Origin of the sequence: Paeniglutamicibacter kerguelensis, from assembly GCF_017876535.1 — a bacterium.
Classification (GTDB): Bacteria; Actinomycetota; Actinomycetes; order Actinomycetales; family Micrococcaceae; genus Paeniglutamicibacter; species Paeniglutamicibacter kerguelensis.
Window position 1 is genome coordinate 67,481 of sequence record NZ_JAGIOF010000003.1, and the last position, 25,337, is coordinate 92,817.

At 58.0% G+C, this 25,337-nt stretch carries 12 protein-coding genes; 11 read left to right on the forward strand and 1 reads right to left on the reverse strand.

Going from position 1 to position 25,337, the window contains the following annotated elements; translation table 11 throughout:
• Nucleotides 1–902 precede the first annotated feature (902 nt).
• From JOF47_RS19410 to JOF47_RS19455, 10 genes are all read left to right on the forward strand, one after another.
• Nucleotides 903–1,337 carry a hypothetical protein gene (locus JOF47_RS19410; protein WP_210002028.1) on the forward strand — a complete coding sequence of 145 codons (435 nt, stop codon included), beginning with the start codon at nucleotides 903–905 and terminating at the stop codon, nucleotides 1,335–1,337.
• A gap of 388 nt (nucleotides 1,338–1,725) precedes the next feature.
• Nucleotides 1,726–2,298: a recombinase family protein gene (locus JOF47_RS19415; protein WP_210002030.1), complete on the forward strand. Its 573-nt coding sequence runs from the start codon at nucleotides 1,726–1,728 to the stop codon at nucleotides 2,296–2,298.
• A 113-nt stretch (nucleotides 2,299–2,411) separates the two neighbouring features.
• On the forward strand, nucleotides 2,412–4,280 hold the full coding sequence (locus JOF47_RS19420) for an ATP-dependent nuclease (protein WP_210002032.1): 1,869 nt from the start codon (nucleotides 2,412–2,414) through the stop codon (nucleotides 4,278–4,280).
• Entirely contained in the window at nucleotides 4,280–6,073 is a 1,794-nt protein-coding gene (locus JOF47_RS19425; RefSeq protein WP_210002034.1) for a UvrD-helicase domain-containing protein, read from the forward strand. Before JOF47_RS19420 ends, JOF47_RS19425 begins: the two co-directional genes overlap by 1 nt.
• A gap of 173 nt (nucleotides 6,074–6,246) precedes the next feature.
• On the forward strand, nucleotides 6,247–7,965 hold the full coding sequence (locus JOF47_RS19430) for a hypothetical protein (protein ID WP_210002036.1): 1,719 nt from the start codon (nucleotides 6,247–6,249) through the stop codon (nucleotides 7,963–7,965).
• A gap of 966 nt (nucleotides 7,966–8,931) precedes the next feature.
• Nucleotides 8,932–11,826 carry a hypothetical protein gene (locus JOF47_RS19435; protein WP_210002038.1) on the forward strand — a complete coding sequence of 965 codons (2,895 nt, stop codon included), beginning with the start codon at nucleotides 8,932–8,934 and terminating at the stop codon, nucleotides 11,824–11,826.
• 299 nt (nucleotides 11,827–12,125) lie between these two features.
• Nucleotides 12,126–14,096, forward strand: a complete 1,971-nt coding sequence (locus JOF47_RS19440) for a type I restriction-modification system subunit M (RefSeq protein ID WP_210002040.1) — start codon at nucleotides 12,126–12,128, stop codon at nucleotides 14,094–14,096.
• Entirely contained in the window at nucleotides 14,093–15,373 is a 1,281-nt protein-coding gene (locus JOF47_RS22400) for a restriction endonuclease subunit S (protein WP_210002041.1), read from the forward strand. The genes JOF47_RS19440 and JOF47_RS22400 overlap by 4 nt, the downstream gene beginning before the upstream one ends.
• A 2-nt stretch (nucleotides 15,374–15,375) precedes the next feature.
• Complete coding sequence (locus tag JOF47_RS19450; RefSeq protein WP_281070321.1) at nucleotides 15,376–16,311, forward strand: restriction endonuclease; 936 nt, start codon at nucleotides 15,376–15,378, stop codon at nucleotides 16,309–16,311.
• Between the two features lie 10 nt (nucleotides 16,312–16,321).
• Nucleotides 16,322–19,399, forward strand: coding sequence for a type I restriction endonuclease subunit R (locus tag JOF47_RS19455; protein ID WP_210002044.1), 3,078 nt, complete (start codon nucleotides 16,322–16,324; stop codon nucleotides 19,397–19,399).
• Between the two features lie 382 nt (nucleotides 19,400–19,781).
• Here JOF47_RS19455 and JOF47_RS19460 read toward each other — a convergent pair whose 3' ends face one another.
• Nucleotides 19,782–21,218 carry an IS1380 family transposase gene (locus JOF47_RS19460; RefSeq protein WP_210000338.1) on the reverse strand — a complete coding sequence of 479 codons (1,437 nt, stop codon included), beginning with the start codon at nucleotides 21,216–21,218 and terminating at the stop codon, nucleotides 19,782–19,784.
• 252 nt (nucleotides 21,219–21,470) lie between these two features.
• On the opposite strand from JOF47_RS19460, the gene JOF47_RS19465 reads away from it, so the two are divergent.
• Nucleotides 21,471–24,944 carry a hypothetical protein gene (locus JOF47_RS19465; protein WP_210002046.1) on the forward strand — a complete coding sequence of 1,158 codons (3,474 nt, stop codon included), beginning with the start codon at nucleotides 21,471–21,473 and terminating at the stop codon, nucleotides 24,942–24,944.
• The last annotated feature ends 393 nt before the right edge of the window (nucleotides 24,945–25,337 follow it).

The following is a 25,337-nucleotide window of genomic DNA, read 5'->3' on the forward strand; positions in this document are numbered from 1 at the left end:
GCACCTTGCCACATCGAGCGGGCAGGCCGGAGCGCAATTGCAGCCACAGGGGGAAATGGTGGAGTGTATGGCCGGGCAATCTCGCCTGGGCCGAATTGTAAAGATCGAAAACTGGGTCCTGGGGGGATCGCCCGCTACTCACTAGTTTCCGCCTGGTGAAATCTTAATTTCACCTCCAAATAGTGTCACGCATCTCATTGTTGGTCAATAGAAATGCTCTCTTGGTATACCGGGATGGGAAAAGGTCAGGTGCCGCACGACGGTTTTGGGTGCTCGGAATGACTAAGACCTGACACGGTTCAATGTTGCCCCGCATTTCATCTCCACCGGGCGGGGCAAGCTTGATCAGAGCTGGATGCATTTGGTGCATGAGGCGGCGTCTATCGCTACGTTCGGGTAGTTGGCCCCGCAAGAATCCCGATTTTGGCGGTAAAACATTGGCCTTCTGCTGTCGAAGGATGGGATACACGGCAGGAAGCCGGCCAGAGTCACCAGCGCTTCGATCAGCTCCGCCCGAGGACGCGTCCCGGGCGGCACGGCCGCCATGGCCGGCAAAGGCTCGGTCGGTTCGACTTTGGAAGCCGTCCCAGCTGGCTGGGCAAGTGGCGTGAAGCTGGCCTTCCAATGAAAAGGGGGTTACCTAGCGCCCGGAGGGTACCGAGGGTCCCCAATTACCGGTGCCACATTCCCACCTATGCAGCAGGGCCTATGGACGTCAACCGTGGGTTGATTGGGGGCTCTTTGTGCGAGTCGCTGGCGGAAAACCAGGACTGGCGCCCGTTTCCGTAGACAGCGCCCAGCTCCCGGTTGGCGACCCCACCTTCAGCACCACCGTTTAGGGAACGCCGAAGGTGGGAAAAGGGCTGACTGCCCCACATGGATCCCATGGGTTTGGTTCTGCCGTGCGCTACCAGTGGCTGCACAACGGTAAGAACATGTCCAGGGCCACGGGCAAAACCTACACGCCCACGGCCAAGGACCACGGCAACAAGCTCAGCGCCCGCGTCCATGCCTCCGTCCTCGGCGTCAGACCACTTGTACACGGCCTCCGCGCAGACTCGGTCCGTCGCATATGGCACTTTGTCCGCGCCCGCCGTGAAAGCGAAAGGCACCGGCGCGTCAGATCCCCACTGACCGCATCGCATTCAACCTTCAAGCCCAAAGTCTCGGTGAAGTACACCTGGCTACGCAACGGCAAGGCCAAATCCATGTCCACAGGCAAGACCTACAAGCTCACCCGAACCGATCGCGGCAAGAGAATCAGCGTCTGCATCACCGGAACCTTTCCCGGATACAAAGCGGCCACCAAGACGTCGGCCTCCTTGCACGTCCGCTAACCCGACAGCTTCCTGAAGAGCCAGGGCGCTGAAGTCAACCCCGCGTTGAACGATCCCTCACGAACAAACGCTCGGAGATAAGACGGTCCACCGGACATCGAGGACGTTGACGCGGTGTCCTGAAGATCTCCAATTATTGGAGAACCGTGAAAACCTCGCACAAGCTGGTTGACCGAGTTTCCGCAAACAGATCGTTTTGGAAAGTCATCTCACCAATTTGACGGCACTGGAACGAACCATTTGCCGATCCCCCACCGCGACACTCTGACATCAAAAGTCCGACAGTTAAATACGTTGGTAACTCGCGGATCTACGTGGGCTCTCGATTCGCGGATGCCCCGCCCGCAAAACCGTCCCGGTCAGGTGACACAAACGCTACACTCGAGACATGTCACCACACCTGGTCGGGTACGCCCGAGTCTCCACCAACTCCCAAGACCTCAGCTCCCAACAAGCGGGTCTCAAGGCCCTCGGAGTCCCCGACGAGTTGGTCTATGTCGACCACGGCCTCACCGGGAGGAACCGCGAACGCCCCGGACTCCAACAGGCCCTCGCCGCCTGCCGGGCCGGCGACACCCTCGTGGTCACCAAGCTCGACCGCCTCGCCCGTTCGCTGCCCGACGCCCGGGACATCGTCGAGGACCTCACCAAGCGCAACATCAGGCTCAGCCTCGGCGGGTCCATCCACGACCCCACCGACCCCGTCGGCAAGCTCCTCTTCAACGTCCTGGCCATGGTCGCCGAATTCGAGTCCGACCTCATCCGCGCCCGCACCCGCGAAGGCATGCAAATCGCCAAGGCCAAGGGCAAGCTCCGCGGCAAGCAACCCAAGCTCTCCCCCGCCCAGGAAAAACACCTCGTAACCCTCCACCAGGGAGGTCAGCACACCAGCGCAGAGATCGCCGAACTCTTCGGGGTGGCCCGAAGCACGGTGTACAGGATTATCCAGCGCAGCCCATGAGGAAAACGTGCTCCGAGGTCAATGAAATACGTCATTTCTCGCGCTAAGCTCACTATAAGTACACTCCCACTAGGAGCGCCCTGCGATCCTTAGTCCTATAAGGATTCCAAACTATGCAGCTCTCACGGCTTACCCTGAAGAACTTCCGTTCATGTTCTTCCACCGAAGTGGAATTCGCCAAGGACCTGACCGTATTGGTCGGTGAAAATGCTTCGGGCAAGACAGGCATCATTGATGCCTTACGACTGTCCACCTACCCGGCCACCGGTCGCAGAACAGCTTGGTTTTCACCAGATCGCGACCTCACGCGCACCGCGGACAATGGTTCTCTCATAAGCATTCAAACCCGGTTCACCAAGCTCAGCGAGGCTGAGGAAGCCATATTCATGGCTGGACTTGTCGACGAACACGGCGATTTGGTCTACACAACATCATTTGCAACTGATGCTTCCATCCCATCGCGGAATGCTCAGAGTTACTCAGTGGGCGAGAGCCAGATAGAAGATCCAGAGCCCGCTAATCGGCGACGAATCGCTCACGTATATCTGCCACCTCTTCGCGATGCAGTCCGAGATTTGGATGGCGGTGAGGGCACACAATTACATGAGGTCTTGAGGACCTTGCTGGACGGCGACAAAGATCAGGAAGAAACATTCAAAGAAGCGGCGAACACAGCACTTTCAAGCATCGCCGCCCACGCATTGCCCCAATCAGCTCAGCAGGAGATACAGAGGCATTTTTCGGACGCAGCGCCACCCAGCCGAAACCACACAATCCAGATCAAAACCCGCGTCCAAGAGCTCCGACGACTCGTGGGCATGCTGCGGCTGCAATTCGCGGAAACCGGGATTGACGTCGCAGACGTCGCTTCATCGGGATTGGGGTATGCAAATCTTCTCTATATCTCGATGATCGTTCTTCAACTCTCCAAAGCCCGTGAAAACGATCTCACCCTACTTCTTGTCGAGGAACCCGAAGCCCACTTGCATCCCCAATTGCAGGCGGTCCTTCTGGACTACCTTCGCCGTCGAGCCCAGGAAAGCGGAGACTTCACCGACGAGCTCAGGCCAGCAGGAAAAGTCCAAATCATTGTCACCACTCACTCCCCGAATCTGGCAAGTTCTGTTTCCATCAAGAACATAGCGGTCGTTGCACGACAGCAACTACAGACCGATCCCAAGGAATGGTGCACCCAAGTGACGCCGCTTTGGAGATTAGGACTCGACGAGCCGGAGACCCGAAAAATTGATCGATACCTGACCGTCACTAGGGCATCACTCCTTTTCGCCCGGAGGGTGGTTCTAGTCGAAGGTATCGCGGAAGCACTGCTCGTTCCGGAATTCGCAAAACACTACATTTTTAAGAAACCGTCCCCGGCCGATGCAGCAACTTCGGACGGGTTGACGAAACTGGCAGAGCAGCGGCGCCAGTCGCTTCGACAGTTCCATTCCTCATCGATTGTCATAATCGAAGGAGTAGATTTCGAACCCTACCTAAAACTTCTCCTCGCAGGGGCTAGTCGGCGAGCCGACAAGGTCGTTGTCATTACCGACGCGGATAACGACGGCGCCGGCAACGTCCGCAAACAAACATATGAAAGCAAGTTTTCACAGGCTCACGCGGACGGCGTGTTGTCCATTCATGTGGGTACCTCGACTCTCGAAGCTGACTTGTTTGCGAGTGTTGAGAACGAACAAGCAATGAAAGCGGCGTTCCTTCGGCTTCATTCCAGATCTGAACACAAGTGGACCGCAGTGAGCGAGGCTTCCAAAGATTTGGGGCAAGATGAGAGAGCCAAGCGATTTAGCCAGGCCATCCGAGCGGACAAGTCCCAGCCGGGTGGGTATGAGCTGGACATATCCAAGGGCGATTTCGCGCATCTGGTTGCGGAGATCCTGCAAGATGAAACGCACCCGGAGCATGCGTCATTCGAGGTGCCGGCCTACCTGGACGCAGCAATCCGTTCAGTTGCGGGGGACTGATGACAACGCAGAGCCAGATCGCTCGTCCATCGTCGTTTCCCCTCACGGAAAAGCAGATGGCCGTCCTGGAACCAGGCACGAGGCTTATCGAGGCGGGTCCTGGAGCAGGAAAAACCCGTGCGATAGTTGCCCGTTTCAAAGAACAAGCGCATCGTTCGTCCCGCGGCATCGCGTTGCTGTCGTTCACTAATGCTGCTGTTAACGAAGCGAAGCTAAGGTGTGCAGACAGCCCTCACCTTGTCGAAGCACCGCACTTCTTGGGAACTTTCGATCACTTTTTTCACCGCTATATTGTCACTCCCTACATTGTCTCCAACCATGGAGTGATGCCCACCTACCTAGCTTCGTGGGACGATCTGCCGGACCATCTTGCAAGAATACGTACGCAGAGCGGAGGTATCGGTATTCGGCTGTCGCGTTTTCGGCGAAGAGCAAATAAGCAGCTCTACATTGAAAGCTCGTACCTAAGCCACGCAGAAAAGCAGTATTGGGAACGATTGACCCCCCAGGCGCAAGCGTGGATCCAAGGCGAAGCTTCTCGCGTCCATATCAGACTTCTGGATAGACATATATATGACACGTCTTCGGCACGCCAAATAGCTTTTGACGTGCTTCAACAGGGCAGCACATCGAAATATATGCTCCGCCTGTCACGCAGATTTACCGAGGTCATCGTTGACGAGTTCCAAGACTGTGATGAAAGCGAACACCGACTGCTGGAACTTCTCACCGCTTCGGGTGTTTCCATTGTGGTGGTCGCAGATCCCGACCAAGCCATCTACGAATTTAGGCAAGTGTCCAACAATGCATACGCGCGATATCGAGAAAAAATTCCTCAAGAAGAAATTGTGGAACTAGACGTGTGCCACCGCTCCACCCAAGCGATTTGCGGGATGGTGACGAGCCTACGGTCGGTCGGTCGGTCGCCCGTGGTTCCCAGCGCCGAAACCACAAATTATCCCACAAAGACCTTCGTGATCGTCGGAAGCGGAAACAAGCTGAAAGAGGCAGCCCAACAGCTGAATACTCAATACGGCGTGAAGAATGATTCTTTCAGGGTCCTCTCCCACGCTACTTCAGACGCCCGAAAGATATCGATAGGAGGCATTGAACCTCCCAACGGCAGCTCCATAACTGAAAGTTTTCTCACCTCGCTAGTTACCCTCCGGAACAGTGGTAATCCAAAGATGCGTCTAGCCGCTGTCCGCCGCTTAGAACGGTCCATTCTCGACCTTTTTCAATGGCCGGACGCCACTTCTCACGGTAATCGAGTGCTGGAACTGGAGTCCCTCGGGTTGGGCCCAACACAACTAAGAATCCTCGTGGGGAGGTTGCAAGAGTCTTCCAAGGCTTGGAAATCGCCGGATGATTGTGGAAAGGGCCTGCGCAACTTCATCAAGATTGAACTGGGCAATCAGCGTCATTCTCTCATCCCGACACTGAGCAACAAGCTAAGCAAACCAACAAGCAAGTTGTGGACGTACTGGGAGGAGTCCACCACTTCAAATCCGAATTCAGGCGTACCCGCATTATGGGCAAACATACATGCAGTCAAAGGTGCAGAATTTGATTCAGTATTATTGGCACTCCCCCAAAGAACCGTTGCTGGTCGCTCCCACGTTCTGGATGATTGGTCTGCAAATATTAATTCGGAACAACGACGAGTTCTTTACGTTGGAGCTAGCCGCGCGAAACGGTTGCTCATGCTTGGAACTCCAAAGACGAGGCTGAGGCAGCTGATCCAGATCTTGGAAAGGGATCAAGTGTCCTACGAGGTTATCCATGCCAAATGAGCTGAATGCCGATACGCAGTAAGCTCCACGCAGCATCCGGATGCCTAGTTGCCCAGTGGAGAAACCCTATACATGCGTTAAAAGAAGTAGGGAGTGGCCCCTAAGGGCGACTCCCGTACTTTAGATTTTAGATCGCTTCAGCGATGTAATCATCATAGGGCAAAATAAGTAAGATGAGCAACTCAAGCACCCTCAGTCTCTCGCAAGGGCATATCGGCAAAGAATGGTTCGCAACCCATCTTGCCGCACGTCTACAAGACTTCTTCTTTGAGTCGTCACCTTGGCAAAAGAGGCTGTGGGAAGCTGGAACTCTCTCAACCTTAAAAGAACTGCTTGATGCGTCCTTCTGGAATAGCCGCAACGTCCTAAGCCAGCACGCGGTCGGGTGGTTGGCAAAAGAGCTCGAACGGATAGTAGGCCTTGATCGCGGGATTGGGGGTCGAGAGACAAAAAAGAAGTTCACCACAGAGCTCGCTACAGGCGTTCCTTACGAATCCAGACATTGGCGCGCACTTGAACAGCTAATTACTCAAGCCGAGCGTCGGTACCTAAACCTATGGCTGACGGCCGTCGATTCATCCTCCCCGCCCGGTGCAGAACGAACGGCACGGGCCATCGCAGCACTCCTGCTGGACGTCGGCTTCAGCATGCCCTACCTACACTCATGGATCGGTCGTCATATTAGTGTCGGGAGTTCCGTCCAAGAGCTCTTCGTCGACGCCGAGCTATTACGCACGCAAAAAATCACAACCTTTGACGTCGTCATACCGTTCAACAAAATGCCCAACCCCGAGACAGCGCAAGCCCACACAAATTGGCTGGTTCCCAGCGAAATCCGACACTGGCTTCAGGACAGTGACCCTAGTGTGAGATCTGGCGTGCGCTATATGGGCGGGTTTCGTTACGAAATTCTTGCAATGGATCCTTATGCGGCATCCCGCATAGCCGCGGGCATTGTTGATCGGATCATTGCGCGAGCTAGCTACGCACCGGGATATAGCAAGCTAGCGCCTTGCGAAGCCGTATGGATCCGGGCAAGCGGCGCCAAGGACGCCAAAAGATACTCCTTGAGTAAACCCCACCGCGGAACTTACGTGCGATCACTACTCGCAGAACGGAAAGTCCATGCAGTTGGGGTGGCATCGACTTCCCTCGATGACGCTCTCGAATTAGCCGCTTCGCTGAACAACAGCAGTTCTGCAGGACCGGCGATTGCGAGCGGATGGTCTGCGTTGGAAGCACTGCTGTTTTCTCCCGGCGACCCCCAAGACGCAAAAGACGGCCGAGGTGTTGTTGTTGCCGCACGAGCAGCGACACTGGCTGCATGTTCATGGCCCAGAGCTGAATTAACCAGCTTGGCTCATGCGCATAACAAGAAATCGACTAAACCGAGCATCGCCGGCCATTTTGCATTGGCGCTAACGCCAACACAGAAACTTGTCCAAGAAGGCAAGGAAAACAGCGTCCTCGCTGAGAATCTCGAGTCGGCGGTGACGAACCAACAAAGGTGCGAGTTAGTTCTTGAGCATTTTCGAAGTGGGCAAATGCTGCACTTGGCCGGAGCAAGTGACGCAGCTGCACAAGAACGAGTCCTATCAGTAGTCCAAAATGGCTCAGCAACTCTTTCCGAGGTACGCATTCAAATCGAGCACGCCTTTAGACGGATGTACCGAAACCGAAACATGGTGGTGCATGGAGGCGCTGCCACAGCTCAGACGCTCGAAGTAGCCCTCAGAACTTCCGCCCCACTGGTCGGAGCAGTCCTGGATCGGATAGCCCATGCACAGCTCGTCGACGGCATAGAACCACTTAACTTGGCAGCCCGAGGAGAAATCAGTATCTCATCGATGCATCTCGCCGAAGCCCAAACATTGAGTGACCTATTGGAATGAGGCACTTCAAATAGTTACGTAGTGAAGATCGCGTTGGCCTGAATGTAAAGAACGACGAAGAACGTACACGCGGCTCTGGGCTCTCCACTTAACTGGAGCACTTCCGGAATATTCAGTTCGAGTTCTTTGGATGCGTAGTAGACGCCTCCACTCCGCTGGCAAGTAATTGAAATTGAAGCGCTCTGCTGAAGCGACCGGGGCCCCTGGGTACCTGCCGTGCCGTGGTGGGTGCCAGGTCTGGCTTCATTCCATTGTCTTGCTTCGGATAGGTATGTATTCCTCCGCTTATGTGGAGAGCCCAGACGCGGCTTTCCTGACCAGCCCTTGTACGTCCCACCAATGGCTGCCAGGGCCATTCGTTACGACCACGCTGCTTGAGACACATTGATGAGAAGCGCCGTCAGGGCCGAACAGCCAGACTGACAAAGCAAAACTATCGCTACTCGTGGATCCCTAATCAAAGGATTGAACTGTCCCTGAAGTCATGCCGCCGTTTTGGGAGGCCCGTAGGTTAAGAGACCCAGTGCCTAGCACCCCAGCGCCGCTCCGCGCCGTGGGGCAAAGTTGAGGCGACACGGGTTGCACCCCCGCGGTATTTATGTGTCCTTGAGTGAGTGAGAATCGTGACGATTCCACTTCGCGAAGACTCATGGCTAGAGTCGACGGATGAGCCTTACATCGCTTCTTCGTGATCCGCAGTCGTCAGTGCGTGCCTACCTGGATGGCATTTCTCCGCTCCTTCAAGCCTCGAGCGGACGAAGCTACGAATCTCGCGCGGCGGTAGGGGCTCTGGGCCTGCCGGAAATCGCAAGTAGCAGGACTATAGTGCTTCCCTTCCCGGGAGCGGATCGACCACTATCCGGTACGGCTTTCGACTTTCGTGCACGAATCGACCTCGGGAGTTTTGACCCTCGCCATTCCGCTGCTGCCGCCGGTGTTGCCCAGCTGACACGCTATGTTCCATTCATGGAGAACGGTCCCCACCGCGCCAAGATACTCACCGAAGCGTTCGGCGTGGCAGAGACGCTGTTGCGCGAACCGTCCAGCGACTCGGAGCTCGACCGGGCATCCATCCTCCTTGCCTACTGTGAACAGGCCGCTCGGGCGGGCGCGACGGCACTCATCGGTTCGGTCGGCGCTTCCTGCGATGCGGTTGTCGACGGAAAATCGTTCGCAGACCGGCTTGATCCGCTTGCACTGGCAGACATCACATCGCTGATGTTGTCCAATGCTGGTCAGCTGGAAACCTGGCGGGAGCAGATCGCCGACGGAGACCACTACGAACCAAACCCGGGGTTCGCAGGATCGGGGCTCGTCGGAGGGGCCGATGCCGACTGGGTGATCGGCGAAACCTTGATCGACTGCAAAGTCTACGGCGCGTTGACCGTACCCAAGCTGCGAGACTTCCTGCGTCAGTTGCTTGGGTATGTGATGCTGGATTCCGATGACAGCCTCGGCATTCGCCATGTCGGCATATGGCTCCCGCGCCAGGGGATGACGCCCCGTTGGAGTCTCAAGCGCCTTCTTGGCGGTGACCCCGAGGAATTGCTGCCTTCGCTGAGACAGGGGTTCATCAAGGCGATAGGAAAGACGCAGCTTGCGCCACATGCTCCTATTTCGGCGAGGCGCAAGCGTCAACTGCTTGCGGATAATCGGCACACTCCGTACGAGATGTTGGCCGAGCTGGCGCTAGGTGAGGACGTTGACCTCCGTCGGCGCGTTGGACGGAACGCGGTGACACCCGAGCCAACCCTTCGAAAGCTCGTGGGAGATGCCCGTTGGCAGGTTCGTGAGGGTGTTGCGATGAATGAAGCAGCGCCCGAAGACGTGCTTCAAACACTCGCGCACGACCGAAGCATTGCGGTTCGGCGAGCCGTGGCGTCAAATCCTGGCGCTCCCTTACCGCTGGTGAAAGCCTTGGAAGCCGACACCAGCCCTGACGTGCAATGGGCTGCCCGAACTCACCAGGGAGTTGGAACCGAACTGGCGGGCAGGGCGCCGCTGGAGGCCGAGCTGTCCAGTGCAGGAGGACATGGTGCGGTTCAAATCAGCCAGAACCGCGACGAATCTGCACTTGACTCGCAGTGGTTCGACAAATTCCTCCAAATGACGCGCGGCTTCCCCCTTTTGCCGATTCCGCAAGCTAGCCGTATCTGGGGTCGGCTGTCTAAACGGCAGCTTGATGTCGAAGAATGGATGCAGGCCGGTCTCCCCGATCAAGTTCTAGACGATCTGTTCCGGTCGGATCGCCCCCGCTGGGTTCGAAGAAGGATTGCAGGGGAGCTGCCTATCTCGGAGACGGCTGTGCGTGAAAGCCTACTGAGTGACGCTGATCCCGAGATTCGATGGCAGGCTCTTGAGCGTACCCTGAGCACTAAGGCCGAGTCTCTCGGCACATTGCTCGCCGATCTCGCGGCATCTCCGGAAGCGAGATTGCGATTCCGCACCGAGGGTATGGAATCTATACGGGAGTGGTGGTACACCGCCGCTGAATACAAGCACAGGACGCTTTGCCTCGTTGCTGCTCACCCATCGACTCCCTGCGACGCGCTTCTGACGCTTACGTCGAGTTCCTCGACCGAGGTGCTCGCCAACCTGATCGATAACCCGTCTCTTGGTGCTGCCGATCGGGCTCAGCTCATTGAGTCGCTGCAGACCAGCAAATCCGTCGCAACTCGTGAGTTGCTTGTTTCCTTGCACTCGGTGCCGGAGTCAGCTTTGATCGATCTGGCATCAGACAGGGACGTCAGAGTGCGCGCTGCGGTCGCAAAGCATCACGCCGCACCGCTTGCTGCCCTAACTCACTTGGCTGCGGATAAGAAACGCGAGGTACGACTATCGGTACTTGAAAACCCGTACACTCCTGGTGACCTGGCTAGTTTCATCGCGGAGGCCATGCTTCTGGTCGATGTCGACGAGGATCTGCACGAGGTGCTCAAACTGACTGAGACACGTGCAGACGTTGATTTGCCGCCGCGGGTGATCGAGGAAGCCCTCGATCGTCTCTCAAAGAGCCGAGTGCGTGATCCCGACATGCGTGTGGTCGTAGCGGGCGATGGTCGAAGCGGTGGGAGGACGCTGTCGCGGCTCGCTCGCAGCGCTGAAGACGGTGTTCGCCGCGCGGTCGTCACAAACCCCCACACTCCAATCGCTGTATTGGAGCGTCTCGCCAGCGATCCCGAACCGGGAGTGAGGGCGCGGGTAGCTGGCAACCCGCTTTCGCCGGCGATTGTTCTCGTGGCGCTCTCACATGACGAGGACCCGCAAGTCAGAGCCGGGACGGCCAAGAACCCTAATCTTCCACCAAGCGTCCTTGAAAGCCTGCTTGTTGATGCTGAGGCTAGCGTAGGTTCTACGGCACTGGCGAACCCCGCAACGCCGGAGGAACCAACGCGTGAAGCGGAAACCGAACTAGAACGTCCACCGTCACCATCGCGTCCTCACCGCGTCAGACTGGTGGAGATGGTTGCAAATCCCAAAGCTGAGGTGCGAATGCAGGTTGCATTTAGTCGCAGGGCAGATACGGATCTGCTTGTGATGCTTGGTGGGGAACGAAGCGCACAGGTGCGGCGTGCCGTCGCGGCGAACCCGAATACTCCCGTTGCAGTGCTGCGTTCACTTGCCGACGACAAGGACGAGCAAGTTCGCCATGCAGTCGCCTTCAATGGCTCAACACCAGGGCCTCTTCTGGCGGAGCTTGCCGGCCGCAGCATCGACCTCGCCGTCCTCGTCGCCATGAATCCGGACGTGCCCAACGCCGTCCTTGACGCTCTTGCGCAAGACGGCAGTCCGCTAGTTCGGTTTGTCGCCAACGGCAACCGACAGGCTCACGTTCTTCCCCGCAACGGGAACACTCAATAAACCCTATAGTCGGGCCCGGCGGCGCAGTCGCGAAGAAGAGTTGAGAACCGATGGCCCACAGGTACCACGGTGACAGAGCAAGTCAGCTCGATCGCGTAGGGCATTGCGGACTGCTCTCTCTAACCTAATGACAGATCTCTTACGAGAGAGTCATTGGTCAGGACAGGGCTGTCCGCACCATACAATTCAGGGTAAGTACGTGTGCGATCGATGAAAGCCGCACGGCAATGGGGACGCCACCAGCGGCAGATGAAACTTCCAGCGCGCCCCGCTGCCTGAGGCAAGGGAAGTGGGAGTAAGTGGCCGGCAACAACAACGCCAATCTGGTGTGGAGCATCGCAAACATTCTGCGGGGTACCTACAAGCCGGCACAGTACGGTTCGGTGATTCTCCCGTTCACGATCCTGCGCCGACTGGACGGCGTGCTTGAAGGAACGAAGGATGCCGTCCTGAAAGAGGCGGAAGCCAAGAAGGACCTGAACATCCCCCTGGACGCCTTCCTCCAGAAGGCCTCGGGCCACAGCTTCTTCAACACGTCGCTATTCAACTTCGCCAAGCTCCTGGATGACCCCACGAATATCAAGGCCAACATCCTCAACTATGTCCAGGGGTTCTCAGAGAACACCCGGGACATCTTCGAGCGCTTCGAGTTCTACAAGACGCTCGAGAAGCTGGACGGCTCGGACCTCCTCTACCACGTGGTCAAGGACTTCGCCGCGATCGACCTTCGACCGGAGACCATCAGCAACATCGAGATGGGCCTCATGTTTGAAGAACTCATCCGCCGCTTCGCTGAATCATCCAACGAGACCGCCGGCGAGCACTTCACGCCGCGTGAGGTCATCCAGCTCATGGTGCAGCTCCTGCTGAACTACGATGACGATGTCCTCACCAAGGAGGGCATCGTCCGCAGCATCTACGACCCCACCGCCGGCACAGGCGGCATGCTCACCGTCGCCCAGGAACACCTGCACTCGCTCAACCCCAGCGCATCGCTCGTTGCCTACGGCCAGGAGATCAACGACGAGTCCTACGCCATCTGCAAGTCTGACCTGCTCATCAAGGGCCAGGACATCTCCAAGATCTCCGTCGGAGACACCCTCGCCGACGACCAGAACATCGGCCAGCAGTTCGACTTCATGCTCTCCAACCCGCCTTTCGGCGTGGAATGGAAGAAGATCCAGCCGCAGATCCAGAAAGAGCACGATCTCCACGGTTTTGACGGGCGCTTCGGCCCGGGCCTGCCCCGCGTCAGCGACGGATCCCTACTGTTCCTGCTGCACCTGGTCCGCAAGATGCGCCCGGCTCACGAAGGAGGATCACGCATCGGGATCGTCCTGAACGGCTCGCCGCTGTTCACCGGTGGTGCCGGCTCCGGCGAGTCGGAGATCCGCAAGTACCTGATCGAGAACGACCTTGTTGAGGCCATCATCGCGCTGCCCACGGACATGTTCTACAACACCGGAATCGCCACCTACATCTGGATCCTCTCCAACAGCAAGAAGCAGAAGCATCCGGAGCGCGTCGGCAAGATCCAGCTCATCAACGGCGTCGATTTCTTCCAGAAGATGCGCAAAAGTCTCGGGTCCAAACGCAAGGAACTCGGACCCAACGACATCTCGGACATCGTGCGCCTGTATGGGGCGTTTGAGGACGACGGCGAGACATCCAAGATCTTCACCAACCGGGACTTCGGCTACTCCACCATCACCGTGGAGCGCCCGCTGAAGCTCAACTTCGCCTTCACCGCAGACCGTATCGACGCCGTGCTGGCGCAGAAACCGGTGGAAAGGATGGCCACCGACGATCGGCTGCTCTTGGCAAAGGCCCTCCGCTCCGAAGTGGCCGAGCCCGGCGAGGTCGACAAGAACCGGGAGGCTTTCCTCAAGGTCCTCAAACCGGTTCTCGCCAGCAGCGGCTTGAAACTCGGCGCGCCGATCTTCAAGGCAGTGCTCGCGGGACTGTCAGAACGCGACGAGGGCGCAGACGCGTGCACGGGGCCAAAGGGAATGCCGGAGGCCGACACGGAGCTGCGCGATACCGAAAACGTGCCACTGGCCGAAGACATCCAGGCCTACTTCGAACGAGAAGTGCTCCCGCACGTGCCCGATGCCTGGATCGACGAGTCCAAAACGAAGATCGGCTACGAGATCCCCTTCACCAGGCACTTCTACAAATACATCGCACCCAGGGCATTGGACGAGATCGACGCCGATCTGAACAAGCTCATCGGTGAGATCACGACACTGCTTGCCGAGGTCGAGAAGTGACCTATCCTCAACTGGCGGTCCGCCGTGTGGTGTCTGAGATCGAAAGTGGAACTAGTGTAAATGCGATTGACCTCCCAACCACTAACGACGAAACAGGCGTGCTGAAGACGAGTAGTGTCTCCAACGGATACTTCGACGCAACGGAAAACAAGGTCGTTGATCCGGACGAACTTCACCGTGTTTCCTGTCCCGTCCGGGGCGACCGGTTGATCGTCAGCCGCATGAACACACCGGCGCTTGTGGGTGCTGCTGGCCACACCCAACGTGACTATGACAATCTGTATCTTCCGGATCGTCTTTGGCAAGTGCGAACATCTGAAACGGCAGTAGCAAAATTTGTCTACTGGTGGATGCAAACGCGGGAATATCGCGACCAAGTTGCCGCCATATGTGTTGGCACCAGCAGTAGCATGCAGAACCTCAGCCAGAACGACTTTCTTTCCTTTCAAATGCCCTTTCCAAATCAATCGACGCAGAATTCGATCTCTGAGTTTCTCGACCGAGAAACAGCACAGATCGACGAGCTAATCGGCAAACAGAAGCGGCTCATCGGGCTGCTTGCCGAGAAACGCCAGGCCACTATCAATCGCGCCGTCACCAAAGGCCTCGACCCCACCGAATCTACCGAGCCCTCTAGCGTCCCTTGGATCGATGATTTTCCTAGTCATTGGACGGAGAAGCCGATGTGTCATTTCATGACAGGGCGAGTGGACTATCGCGGTGCTACTCCAAAGAAGACCGACGATGGCATCTTCCTGGTCACGGCGAAGAACGTGCGGAAGGGCTACATTGACTATGCAGCCTCGACCGAATATGTGGGGGTGGATGATTACGATAATGTAATGAGCCGAGGCCGTCCTGCGCTAGGCGACATTCTCATGACGATGGAGGCTCCTCTCGGAAACTTCGCACTCGTTGATGATCCGGGGGTGGCTTTGGCCCAGCGTGTTATCAAATTCCGGCCGAAAGCCGAGTTGATTCCGAAATTTGCCGTGTATGCAATGAATTCCCCATACTTTCAGGCTCAGCTCGAGGAACGAGCAACTGGATCCACTGCTTTGGGGCTCAAGGCAAGCAAGCTTATCGAACTTCGACTCGTTGCTCCGTCTGTTGCGGAACAACTTAGGATCGTCGACTATCTTGATTTGAGCACGGGACGCATCGACGACTTGGCACGTCGTTCGGAGACGGCCATGAAACTCCTATCCGAGCGCCGCTCCGCTCTCATTTCCGCTGCCGTGACCGGCAAAATCGATGTTCGCGAAGGAGCTGCATAACGATGGCGTTGCCACAATGGCATGGATTCGTTGACCCCGTCCTAAGGATCATGTCCGACGGACAGATCCGGAGGAATGCCGAGGTTCGAACCACCGTGGCAAAGAGCATGAAGCTTTCCGAGGAGGACATGGCCGAGGTCATGTCCTCCGGGGAAGCCCGCTGGGTAAACCGAATCAATTGGGCAGTGTTCGACTCGATGAAGGCCGGTTTGCTCGTGCGTGAAGCTCGAGGGCAATACCGGATCAGTGACGAGGGACGTCGCCGCACTTCAGCCGGGGCACCCATCACATTCCAGACGCTGTTGGAGTACGATTCCTACCGCGAATACCAGAAGAAATCGAAGCCCCCTAAGGCTCCTTCAACGGCAAGCTTTAGTGCAATGGATGCTTCGGCAACTCCAGTGGCCGAATCCAATCCGTCTGAAGTCCTGGAACAATCGGCGAGCCAGCTGAACCAGGTCGTAATCGACGAAATCTACCGCAATCTTCTCGAACTCACGCCTGACGCGTTCGAGAGGTTGATTCCCTTCGTAGTCAAGGCGTTGGGCTACGGAACCGACAGGGAAGACAACCTGAGACCCACGCAGCGATCCGGTGACAAGGGGATCGACGGCATCGTCTGGCAGGATGCGCTGGGATTCGACCGCGTCTACCTCCAAGCGAAGCGGTACTCCGAGGGGAACAACGTCGGCTCGCCCGAGGTACAGGCCTTCAGTGGCGCCTTGGGCCAGTTCCGTGCCACCAAGGGCATCTTCATCACCACCTCGACGTTCACCAGCGGTGCGCGTGCCGTCGCCCGGGACACCGCCCACTACACCTTGATCCTGATCGACGGGCAGCGGTTGGCCTCGCTCATGTTCGACTACGGCGTCGGGGTCCAAGTGGACCGTACCGTGGTGGTGAAGAAGCTTGACCAGGACTTTTTCGACGGTTTCTAGGGGGAACTAGATGGCGCAGCACAATGAAGTGACGTTCGAGGACGAGATCTGCCAGGCACTTGCGGCCCAGGGCTGGATCTATGAGCCGCAGCGCAAGGCCGGCGAGCTTTACGATGCCACCCGGGCGCTGATCCCGGAGGATGTCTTCGGCTGGCTGGCCGACACGCAGCCGCAGCAGCTGGCCAAGGTCCTGAAGCCCGCGGATTCGCCGGCCGAGCAGGAGCTGGCCAAGAAACTGCTTCTGGACCGTCTCTGCAAGGTGCTGGACAAGCCGGCGACCAAGGAGGCTGGCATGCTTTCGGTCCTGCGCACGGGGTTCAAGGACGTTGCCGCCAAGTTCGAGATGTGCCAGTTCAAACCGGCCATGGGCCTGAACCCCCAGACCCTCGAGCGATACAGCAAGGTGCGCCTTCGGGTGGTTCGGCAGGTGCATTACTCCACGGTCGACACCAAGAAGAGCATCGACCTGGTCCTGTTCGTCAACGGCCTGCCCGTGGCAACCATCGAGCTGAAGACCGACTTCACGCAAAACATCAACGACGCCGTCGCGCAGTACCGAAACGACCGGTTGCCGCGCAACGGGAAGAACAAGGACGAGCCGCTGCTGTCCTTTGGCCGCCGGGCCCTGGTGCACTTCGCCGTCAGCAACGACGAGATCCAGATGACCACCGAGCTGAAGGGCAAGGACACCTATTTCCTGCCGTTCAACCTCGGCGACGACGGCCACGCCGGCAACCCCGTCAACCCGAAGGGGTCGGCCACCAGCTACCTGTGGGATCAGGTGTTGCAGCGCGATTCCTGGCTGAACATCATCGGCAAGTTCCTGCACCTGCAGGTCAGCGACAAGACCGACCCCGTCACAGGTGAACGGGACCTCCGCAAGTCCCTGCTCTTCCCGCGCTACCACCAGTGGGACGTGGTCAACCAGCTCATCGAGACCGCCCGCTCCGAGGGCCCCGGCCACCGGTACCTCATCCAGCACTCGGCGGGTTCCGGCAAGACCAACTCAATTGCCTGGACCGCGCACCAGCTCAGCTCCCTGCACGGGGCCGGCAACGAGAAGCTGTTCGACTCGGTGATCGTGGTGACGGACCGCACCGTGCTGGATTCCCAGCTGCAGGACGCGATCTACCAGATCGAGCACAAGTCCGGCGTTGTGGTTCCCATCCGCGGCAACGCGGGTTCCAAGTCCGCCGAACTCACCGCCGCACTGACGGCACGGACACCGATCATCATCGTCACCATCCAAACCTTCCCCTTCGCTCTGAAAGCCATCGCCGAATCCAGGGCCCTGAAGGGGCGGAATTTCGCGATCATCGCTGACGAGGCGCACTCTTCCCAGACCGGTTCCACGGCCAACAAGCTGAAGAAGGTCCTGTCTTCGGAGGAACTGGCGGACGTCAATGACGGGGGCGAGTTCGACGTCGAGGCGTTCCTGGCGGCCGAGATGTCCGAGCGCGCCGACGCGAAGAACATCAGTTACTTCGCGTTCACTGCAACGCCCAAGGCCAAGACCCTCGAGCTGTTCGGCCGCAAGGGGCCGGACGGGCTGCCGCAGCCGTTCCACCTGTATTCCATGCAGCAAGCCATCGAGGAACGTTTCATCCTGGACGTGCTGCAGAACTACACCAGCTACAAGGTCGCCTACCGGCTCACCCACAAGGGGCAGGACTACGACTCCGAAGACTCCAAGGTGGAGAAGTCCGAGGCGCTCAAGTCATTGATGGGGTGGGTGAAGCTGCACCCCTACAACATCAGCCAGAAGGTCCAGGTGATCGTCGAGCACTTCCGCACCAATGTCGCCTGGCGCCTGGACGGCAAGGCCAAGGCCATTGTGGTCACCGGCTCCCGCAAGGAAGCCGTGCGGTACAAGCGCGCGATCGACAAGTACATCACCGACGCGGGCTACTCCGGGCTGGGGACCCTGGTCGCCTTTTCCGGCGAGGTGACCGACGATGAATCCGGGCCCGAGCAATTCACCGAAACCAACATGAACCCGGGGCTGAAGGGCAGGACGCTGCCCGAGGCGTTCTCCACCGACGAATACAAGATCATGCTGGTGGCCAACAAGTTCCAGACCGGCTTCGACCAGCCCCTGCTGGTGGCGATGTATGTGGACAAAAAGCTCTCCGGGGTCTCAGCCGTGCAGACACTCTCCCGACTGAACCGCATCGCCGTGGGCAAGGACCAGACATTCGTGCTCGACTTCGTCAACGAACCCGACGAAATCCTGGCCTCCTTCCAGCCCTATTTCCGGGAAGCCGCACTGGAGGGTGTCTCGGACCCGAACGTCGTCCACGACCTGCAGGCCAAGCTCGATGCCGCCCAGATCTACCTCGAGTCCGAGGTGGACGGGCTGGCGAAGTCCTACGTCCTGGAGGAAGGCAACAACGCCCTGTCCGGCTGGGTGGCACCGGCGAAGTCCCGCTTCAATACCCGGTACAACGCCGCCGTGGCCGCGGAGGACAAAACGTCACAGGACGAGCTTGACCTGTTCCGCAAGGACCTGGGATCGTTTATCCGCGCCTATGATTTCCTCTCCCAGATCTTCGACTTTGCCGACGCCGACCTGGAAAAACGCTCGATCTACTACAAGCACCTGTTACCTGTTCTCCGCGTGAACGATGCCAAGGTGGCACTGGATCTTTCCGGGGTGGCGCTGGCGAAGTACGCGCTCAAGGACAAGGGCCAGGCGCAGCTGCAGCTCACTGGCGAGGACGCTGGATTGAAACCGCCCACGGAGGTCGGCACCGGGCAGGCGAAGGATCCCGTCTTGTCGACCTGGGAGGAAATCATCCAGCAGGCCAACCTGCCTTTCGAAGGCGAGGAAATGGATGCCGTGGCGCACTTCGTTGAAGGCGTCCGGCGGGAGCTGGTGAAAAACGATACGCTGCAGAAACAGGCGCAGAACAATTCCCGCAGCCATTTCGGAAGCAGCCCCGACTTGGCCCAGGCAATCACAGATGCCGTGGCCAACTCGATGGACAGCCACTACAACCTGAGTTTGCAGGCGCTGGGGGACAAGACGAAAATGGCGGCACTGCTGAAAATGCTCAGTGAATTGGTTTACGAAGAGTTGCAGCTCTAATGGACGGGCAGATTCAGGATCCCTTTCATGCCGAAATACCCTTACGTGAAATGATACGCATGCTATCCACGCCCCTCTTGTGGCCGTAGTTGTCATTGCCGGCAGGAGTAGACCTCATCGATACGAAGACCCAGGGGCGGCGGCGGCTCTGCTCAAAGGGATTTACAGAAATGGTATTGGTTTTGCATGGGAGTATTGAGCTGTGACTAGCCTCGATTTTTCACCGGGTGCCGGCAGGCCGCTGATTCCGTGATTTTCCCGGGATCGGCGGCCCGGCTGTTTTTCGGGCATGCAGGGATGGCCATGTCGCCGGCATGGGCGCCGGGTTCCATCTCCCGGAAGGGGTCTCTTTCGTCTCGAAGGGGCTGTTGTTGGCGGGCCGTTATGCCGTCAGGTGCCCGTTTCGCCATCGGTGCCGCAACCGGGTGTTTCCCTCGAGTAGCGTGGTGAAGAGGTTGGCTTCGGGTGCCGCCTCGGGGACCAGCAGCCGTCGCCGCCGTGCGCTGCTGGTGAGTTTTCCGGCGATCGAAAACAGCCGGTAGCGCCATCGCTTCAGGTCCCAGACCCCGGCCGCATGACCTGCAGGCAGGATCGCCACTTGCATCCAGGACACGAGGTTCAGCGCAAGCACGGCCAGGTTGGCCCAGAGCTGGTTGGCCGCGAACGCCTTGAATGGCAGCTTTCCCAGGCCTGCGTTCTTGAGGGTCTTGATGCGGTTTTCGCACCTTGCCCGGGCTCGGTGCCGGGCATCGAGGAATGCGACGTTGTAGCGCGGGGCATTGGTGAGGAACGCGGTCACGCGGTGCCCGTCGACGTCGAAGAGCGAGGCCTTCGCCCCGGGATGCAAGGGTTCGGCCCGCAAATAGAGACGGGTGCCTTCGGGGTAGTCCTTGAGCTCGATGACCTTGGTCGCGTCGATGACCCAGGCGTCGTGGCGCTGGTTTCCGTGCTGGTCCAGCGCTTGTTCCCAGTGCTCCTTGTTGTTGATCCAGCCGATGAAACGTTCGTTGGGCACCGGCAGGGCGAAGGAGGTGGAGAACTGGAGTCCCAGCACATACAGGTGGTGCAGGAATTCGCGGGAGGCGCCGGCGCTGTCGGTGCGCACCAGGATCCTCTCCGCGGCCAGGTTCCCCTGACCGTCGCGCATCGTGTCGGGCAGCTGCCCCAAGGCCTCGGAGAGCACGGTGATGTGATCTTTCGCGGAATTCGCACCCTTGTTTCCCGGCCGCAGCATCGCGGCCAGGATCTCCCCGGTGCCGTTGTCCTTGCCGTAATCCACCGAGGCAATCATGGGCGCGAACCCGTACCCGCCCTTGTAGGTTCCGGCGCTGTTTTCCTTTTCGGAGTGCGCGGTTACCAGGGTCGCATCGATGTCGATCACCAGCGGGTCCAGACGGGTGGCCAACGCTGCGGGGTTCCGTTTTCCGGCCGCCGCCCAGATCCGGGAACGCAGCCGATGGCTGAGGGTGGAAAAGCCGTGGGCGAAGGCCTCGGGCTGGTCGGCGGCACGTGCAACGAACCGGGACACCGTCGCGTCCGAGGGGACCGGGCCGAAGAGTCCGGGGCTGTTGCGCAGCACGTCCAGGTCCGAGACGTGTTCCCCGCCGCCGGCGAGCATCACCGCGAGCGAGCCGAGGATCCGGCCCGGCCGGTGAGTGGCTCGTTCGGGGACGAATTGGGAGAAGCGGTCCTCGCACAGGGCACCGAAACCGGTCGCCTCCACGAACGAGGTCAGCACGTTCAACCCGGCATGGGAAATGAGCGACTGGCCGGTCAAGGCCGCCGGAACGGAAGGGAAAACGCGGGTAGTATTGATCATCGAAAAGGTGAGTCCTGATTTGGGTGGATAAAAGGTGTGGTTACCTCTATTTTCCCAGTTCAGCTCACCTTTTCGTCGTTAAAGACGCTTAATGACATCCGCAACTCATGAAAACGCCGGGCTAGTATTCCGACGGGACGCGTTCCGCAAAATATAGATGGCCCCTCCCTCGTCGCCGCCGTCTCCGGACTGATGCTCCTTCCAGAAAACGCCCCGCGACTCGTACGCCTACATAGACTCGCGGCCCTTGGCATGGCTCTCGATGACAATCAAGCTTCGGCCATGAGCCCCAATGCCGTCCGGGCGCTCCTACGGACTGAATACATCGGCGGGCCAGGCATCTTGGCACAAGAAGACCCGTACTCAGAAGTGCTTGTGCAAAGCGTCAGCTTCTTCGGCGGGCCATATCTTGTATCGCCGGGATCAGGCGAACACACTGTTGCTGATCTAGAGAATTTAATGGACGCAGCCTTTCGCGAACCATGGATGCCGAATGACCTGCGTGGCCCAGCTCGACAGCTGATTCAAGGTCTCCTCATGGTCAGCGACATGGTCCTTAAACGAGCAGGCCTCACACGAGGCACACTGCCAAGTGGGTCCGCACGAACACCGGTCTATGTTCCTGGCTCGAATTGGCTGGAAGAACTTTCCCGGGCTGCTTTCCTTTCGAATGACGAACTCGATGCTCACGGCGCTTGGCTACGGATGGTCATCGATACTCTCGCCCTCAATCCGGGCGAGCTAGTTGATCCGTGCGTTGATGACATCACTGACGATCGCCTCTACATTTCCCCTTTTCTGCGGCTTTCGTCCGGTTACCAACTTGTACTGCCATTGGACCTGCTCATCACCATCCGCTTCCATCTCCTGCGTTTTGTACGCCAAGAAGGCGAGCTTGAAAAGTTCGGCAGACAGTGGAGGGACGCCGCATTCCGTCGAGTCATGAGGTTGCTTCCTCGCGATGCATCACCCGTTGCTCTCGAAAATGACGGTGTTATGAGCCGCTATCTCTTACCAATTGATAGCAAGCGGGATCTTCACATCATCGTGGCGACCGACCCCCTCGTCGACTGGCAACTCGATGTTTGGGGTACCTATGGCACACAGGCCGCAATGAGTCAGCTTGCCCATTTAATGGAACCCGACGTGCGTAGAACATATTCGTCGGCGGAGACCACGCTCCATCTGGTCATCACTGACAGCCCTGGACGCGGTGCTGTCTGGGGCATCCCAAACATAGCGGACTCTGACCCCGTGCTCATGGCTAGATCCGACGATCTTGAAATCATGCTGCATCACGAGCCTGATGGCCCGCTTGGGCTACTGCTTTTCGCAGAGGCAGTTGACCGACGCCCGGGTGAGTCATTTTCCACCGCCGTTCTCGACGAGTTTTCTTCGTACAACGACCATGAAAAATCGTTCTATTTCACCGACGGAAAACCGGCCACTTTCACGCTTTTTCAGACAGCAGATGGTATACAGCCACGAAAGAAGTACTTCACAGAAACCGACCGGCACGGCGTCATCCCTCCTGTGAAGAATCCGAGCGTCCTGCAAGCCCAGCGTCGTTACGAACGCGATGCACCGGAGATCTTCATTATCGAGCCCCACAGCTCATACCTCGGTTATGTAGTTGAACTCGATGTCCGAGATATCTTCGTGACTATAGACCCCGACTCAACCGAACATACTGGCTTGGATCTGGACCTTCTTGAATGCGTGGCTTACTGGGTTCGTGAGTGCGCAATCCACACCGAAAACCAAAGCGCTTCCACGACAACGGAACTAGTGATCAGACGGGGAGACCCCGAAGCATGGAAAATGACCAGCGATTGGTCACGGTCCCAGCCAGCCATTCGGGTCTCACCCATGACCAGTGGGTTCACTCTGGAGTTGACAGAGACCTTCGTAGCGCTCCTCCAAGAGAAAAAGAATACGGCGGAGCGGGAACTAGTCTCAGCACTTCTCGTCAGTTTGTTCGATATTGACCGAACAGAACTAGGGCTGCCACTTAGTAAAATTGCCCCACTGGGTACCAAACGAATGCTCAATTCATTCAATCAAAGCACTAATCCCGACATGCTGGCCCACAGGCTGCCCCGCCCATTGACTGGTCACGACCAAGTCGCCGCGCAATTACTTGACGAACTTGGCGAATGGCTTCGGTCACCGAACGGCGGCAATTTCTCGGTCGGAAATTTCGAGGGTCATGCTCGGACCGAGTTGCTCAAATCTACCGTCGGCCACCTCTTCAATGTTCTTGAAACGGAGATCGCTGGCTACGACCAAAGAATCCTGCTCGACTTCCTCATCGCCCAAAATGAAACTCTGAGCCACGACGCCAAAGTCAATGCGACCATGCTGAAATCCCGGTTGGCGTGCTTCGGTGAAAACTCCCACACGGTCACGGAACTTGTCGAGCACCGGAAGGAAAGTGCGTCGGCACAACGTGCCAACCGTTTCTTGATCGAATACGTGGCAGCTCAGCCTCCGTCCGGAACCAACACCATCGACGTCCGTGACTACTATCGTCTCCTGAGCGTGGCAAAAGAACTCATTGACAGAGCAACAGCCTCCGATCTCCTCCACTACGGTATCGCTGACTTCCAGGTATCCATTCTTGACTCAGGTCGCCTTGGCCTCAGCCGAAATGAGTCGGTAACCACTGCAATGGAAATCTATGCCACAGCATCAAGCCGGCGATCGGTTCGATCAGCCCAAAGCGAGGACGCTAGCCCAGAAACGGACGTCTTCGACTACGCCGAATTCATTGAAAGAAGCGCAGATGCAATGCGAGCCGAGTTCGGCTTCACTTTCACCGAACTACGTGCCGTGTGCGGCGGTCTTCTCGAGATAGCAACCGCTGACCAAGTAACTCGCATCGACCGTTCCGAAGCCATCTCTAAGATCATTGAAAAAACAGCTCTAACGGACAGCACAGTAAACGCGGTTCTTGACCGAATCGTCCTCACTGCGCGAGCGTCATTCCTTGAAATTAAGGAAGACGCCTGGCCGTGGCGATATAACCGGGACAGTTCGTATATTCGGCGGCCTTTGGTACAGCAGGGGAACGAACTGGTCTTCGGCTTTCGGAGCATATATCGCTTGGGCCTCTACTGGCTCGATAACCTTCTTTCTGGTCGTCTGCAAGGCCGGGCGAAGACTACCGAGATGCAGCGCTGTATCTCGGAGGCGAGGGGCCGTATCAACGACGCGTTCGCTCATTCGGTGGCCGCAAGACTCCAAGCCCTCGGCATGACGACACTCGTTTCAGTGAAGAAGATCGGTAAAAACCGAATTGTCGACCCTAACGGGCAAGACCTCGGCGATATCGATGTTCTGGCCTATCACCCGGATACCAGGTCAATTTTGGCCGTCGAGGCAAAAGACTTCGAGATTGCACGGACGCCAGCCGAGATGTCCAACGAACTCGAGAAGTTATTCCACGGAAAAAAGAAGAAAAAACCGACTGTCGAACTCCATCAAAGGCGCATGGAATGGCTACGCAACAATGTCGCCGACGTTGTTCAGGCGATGGGCACCAATTCCAATGGAGCTCCATGCAAGCTGATTGGCCTAATTGTGACGAGCGACCCCCTTGTCACGCCACTGGTCGAAGCAAGCCCTCTACCTGTGATCCCCTTTGATGATGTTGAACTTGAGACGCTAGGACTCATTCCAAACCGACCCGTTCGCACTCCAAACAAAAAGCATAAGCGCCGATAACAGCACATATGGAAAGCGTGCCCGCGTTCCGAGTGAGCCCCGTTCAAGCCCGGCCACGCAAGCCGCCAACAAGGGTCCCGGCCTGGGGTGCCGGGACCCTCGGGTGCACCGCACTATGGACGTGCGGTGCATGGCCCGACAGCCACGGGCTAGGGAACCCGAACATCAAGCCGGTCGGGCCCTGCCCGCGGACCCCGGGTACGGCCCTCGCGGGCCTCACCTCGGCACGGGGTCCCGGGTTTGTTGCTCCCGGACGATCGCGGTGTGGATTCGCCCCTTCACCAGGTGCAGACGCTCCACTTTCCCCAGGCCATGGAGCCACTGCACGCGTTCCTCGGCATCCCACCCCGCTTCCGCGGGAGTGAGCAGCTGCGAGGCCACCAGCGCCGAAAC